The sequence below is a fragment of the SAR202 cluster bacterium genome, from assembly GCA_009392515.1.
Classification (GTDB): domain Bacteria; phylum Chloroflexota; class Dehalococcoidia; order Lucifugimonadales; family UBA6952; genus UBA6952.
In genome coordinates this window covers 1-3,923 of the sequence record VFGE01000004.1, presented here as the reverse complement: position 1 = coordinate 3,923, position 3,923 = coordinate 1, and the positions used below count along the sequence as shown (strand labels likewise).

Sequence of the window (3,923 nt, the reverse complement as noted above, 5' to 3'; positions counted from 1 at the left end):
TGTATCCCAATTTGATGGAACGGTATATTCATTTGTCATTTAATGCCTCACTTTAAAAAATTAACCTATCCCCAAGGACTATCGGCTACAGCATTTCGGGCAGCAATTCGCCCAAATGCAAAACACTCGCCAATATTTCCCGTACCTTGATAAAGATAACTATATATAGAACCAAGTTCTCCAGAACTATATAGTCGAGGTATAGGTGATCCATCAGGTCGTATAATCTGTGCTTTAGTATTTCTTCTTGGGCCACCTTGAGTATTTAGCATTGCTGGTGATAACTCAACAGCATAAAATGGAGCAGTAATTAACTGATTTAACATGAGTTTTCTGCCGTATTCAATATCTTCACCAAGTTCACATGAATAATTCCATTTGTTAATAGTATCTTGCAATACTGCTGGGTCATGATTAATTTGATCTGCTAAATCCTCAATAGTATCTGCTTTTTTTATCCATCCTTTTGCAAGTTCTGCTTCATTGGAATCACTCCAATCATACTGATCAACCATTGGATTCCATGCACTTCTTGGCTCTTTATCATACAAAGGACCTGAAGTGAATAAAGTGTGATCAAAAATCATATACAAAGGACATGGAGCAGTTAATGGAGCCCATACACCGTTATTTTTGACTTTTCCATGATGTGTCTTATATTTCTCATCCCAAAATCTTTCGCCATTTGATCCAATAACGATCATTCCACCTGGTGTTTCTTTAGAAAAATGCAACGCTTGCATTGAAAAGGATGTTGGATATTCATCAACTTTTAATGCAAATGATGGACCGGCAAAATTATTCATATGCCAAAGCTCAGCCCCAACTGTCATTGCCATAGTTATACCGTCACCCTCATTGTAAGGGGAACCATTTGTATAACAATAGGGAATGCCCGGAAGATAATTTCTAATCATTTCTTGATTGTTTTCAAATCCACCACAAGTTAAAATTACCCCTTTAGTAGCTTTCACATAATATGGTTTACCGTCTCTAATAGCCTTAACTCCGATAATTTCTTTAGTGATATCATTTTGAATTAATTCTTTTCCTGGTGTTTCATAAAGTATTTCGATCGGTCGTTCCTGAACAGCCTGATCAAAAAATTTCCACGTTTCTGAATACCCTAAAATATCTCCATGATGAAATTTATGAGTTGACTCTGAACCTGGTAATTCTGGATATTCAATTCCCACCTGAAATTGGTGCTCTTGAGGATCTCCACCAATACTTGTTATCCAATCATTATTTTGACAAACCTCTTCAGCCCAAACCTGAACCATATCTTCTGGAACTTCATATGGCCCACACATAGCTGTAAGATAAGCTACAGCTCCTTCAATTGAATCAGGATTAAGATATCCTTGAGCTGCAACTTTAGTATTTCCTCCATGTCTCCCTTGGGGAGCTTTTTCCAGAATGATCACCTTAGCACCTAAATCACTAGCAGTAATGGATGCTGCCGCACCAGCCCCACCAAAGCCAACAATAACTACTTCTGCTTCTGTATCCCAATTTGATGGAACGGTATATTCATTTGTCATTTAATGCCTCACTTTATTATCTTTGTTGAGTGTGGTTAGTCTAGCTTAACTAGTTTCATAAAATCAAGAGATAAACACTATAGCATGAATGAAAAAAGTGAATTATACTTTCAGAATATTTCCATATATAAAACTTAATAATTAACACGGATAGATAATTGGATAATTCATTCAAAATTATGGCATTTTATGAATTTGCTAAAATTGATAACTTGTCGTCAATAGCAAACAGTATTTATTCCTTTTGTGAACATGAAAATATACGTGGAACAGTTATTGTAGCCCCAGAAGGTATTAATGGAACTCTTGCTGGATTTATTTCATCAATTGACAAATTTGCTCAATATGTAACCAATCTAGGTTTTAAAAACCTAAATACAAAATATTCTCTCGCAGAAATCATGCCTTTTTATAGATTGAAGGTTAAAGAAAAAAAAGAAATCATCACTATGCTTGGCTCGTCAATAGACCCCACAAACCCAAGAGGAGAAATGGTCTCCCCAAATGAATGGAATAAATTAATAAATCAAAATGACACCATTGTGATTGATGTACGAAATGAATATGAAAGCAACATTGGCTCATTTAATAATGCATTAAAACCCAATACAGAATCCTTTCTTGAATTTAAAAATTATATCGATGAAAAATTGTCTGATTCAAAAGACAAAAATATTGCGATGTTTTGTACAGGTGGAATACGATGTGAAAAAGCATCATATTATATGAAGTCACAAGGTTTTGAAAATGTATTTCAACTCAAGGGTGGAATATTAAAATATTTAGAAGAGATCCATAAACAAAACAGCTTTTGGGAAGGAGAGTGTTTTGTTTTTGACAACAGGGTGTCTGTAACACATGAATTACAAAAAGGAACGTATGATCTATGTCGAGGATGCAATAATCCTATCTCTTCAGAAGATAAAAAAACCAATAAATATGAAAAAGATGTATCCTGCCCTAAATGTTATGACTCTTTATCAGAAGATAAAAAAAATCGATCAAGAGAACGAACAAAACAAATTTTACTCTCAGAACAACATAATCGCCCATATCCTTACAGGGATTTAACAATCGAAACATATTTACAACATCAACAATAAATTGTACCTTAAGATGTCTTGTAATTAACAAAGAAGATTACTAGATTATAAAAAATAGTTTTGAAAGACCTTTTGTGATATAATTCACAAAAATATTATAATAGGAGAATTATACTTGGTAACTATCGTCCCTGGACCATTCACACGAGAAGGGAAAGAAGCCGCGGTTCAAAAAGAAGTTCGCGAAAACTATGATATTTACTTTGAAAAAGCAGCAAAAACTCGTCTTTGGTTTCCTGATAAATTAAAAGAACGTGATGAAATGGAGAAGTATGGCCATATGATCACAGATGATACCAAAGAAATCCTGTTTGGGTTTATGGGTGTGGAATCTATAGTAGATGATTATGTTTTTGGGGGTATAAAAGCTGCAGGTAATAGCTTAACTACAGCTCAACTATATATACAATGGGGATATGAAGAAAGTCGACACGGCAAAACCTTCCAAACATCTCTTATTGATTCAGGTTTAGCTACAAAAGAAGAAACAGATAAATTTATAGCTGAAACTCAAGAATACCACTGGACATTTGAAGAACAAACTGGTTACCAAGCTACACCTCTTCTTGCTTCAGCATATGCAATTTTCCAAGAAAGACAAACTCGTTGGAATTATACTCAAACCCGTATAAGAATATGGGAAGAATACGGTAGCCCTAGAGCTAAAGATGGTAGTCGTATATATCCTGCGATATCAGGAGCAATAGGATTCCCTGAACGGGATGAAGGCGCTCATGAAGCTAACTTTACTAACATAGTTCGCATTTATATGAAATATTTTCCTGACCAAGCATTAGACGCTTTAGCAAAAGTCTCCAATCATTACAAAATGCCTGTAGTTCAACTCCCAAATGCTGAGGAATTTGTTAGATGCACACTTGCAGCAGGTTTGGGAAATCCTCGTACAGTGATTAATGATGTAATGAATCCTTGCTTGAATAGAATGGGTTTAGAAAGTCGACAAGCTTTAAAAACTGCCATTAAAAATTTCAATCTCTTATCAGAAGATGCTATTGTCCATATCGAAGGTAAGCCTTTAGAAGGTATAGTACCTGATGAAACAAGTGAAGTTTATACAATGACTTCAACCGGTGAATTTATTTTAGATGAAAAACCTGAAGATAGTTAATTTCTAGGTATACCATTATGTCTGTAGCAACTCTTAATGGCATAAATATATTTTATGAAATTGTAGGTAATGGCCCCCCTGTTGTATTTATTCATGGTGGTTATGGTGGTGCGGATTCTACCGTAATGCCAAGAGATGATTCATGGG

General features: G+C 34.9%; 4 protein-coding genes. 3 read left to right on the top strand and 1 reads right to left on the bottom strand.

Features of this window, described 5'->3' with window-relative positions:
* Positions 1 to 65: 65 nt before the first annotated feature.
* Positions 66 to 1,544: an FAD-binding protein gene (locus FI695_00080; protein MQG50360.1), complete on the bottom strand. Its 1,479-nt coding sequence runs from the start codon at positions 1,542 to 1,544 to the stop codon at positions 66 to 68.
* Between the two features lie 158 nt (positions 1,545 to 1,702).
* Here FI695_00080 and FI695_00075 point away from each other — a divergent pair, with 158 nt between their 5' ends.
* The 3 genes from FI695_00075 to FI695_00065 form a co-directional block, all read left to right on the top strand.
* On the top strand, positions 1,703 to 2,647 hold the full coding sequence (locus tag FI695_00075) for a rhodanese-related sulfurtransferase (protein MQG50359.1): 945 nt from the start codon (positions 1,703 to 1,705) through the stop codon (positions 2,645 to 2,647).
* 115 nt (positions 2,648 to 2,762) lie between these two features.
* Complete coding sequence (locus tag FI695_00070) at positions 2,763 to 3,776, top strand: hypothetical protein (GenBank protein ID MQG50358.1); 1,014 nt, start codon at positions 2,763 to 2,765, stop codon at positions 3,774 to 3,776.
* 17 nt (positions 3,777 to 3,793) lie between these two features.
* Positions 3,794 to 3,923: alpha/beta hydrolase (locus FI695_00065; protein ID MQG50357.1), on the top strand; the 130-nt coding region annotated here is incomplete at its 3' end.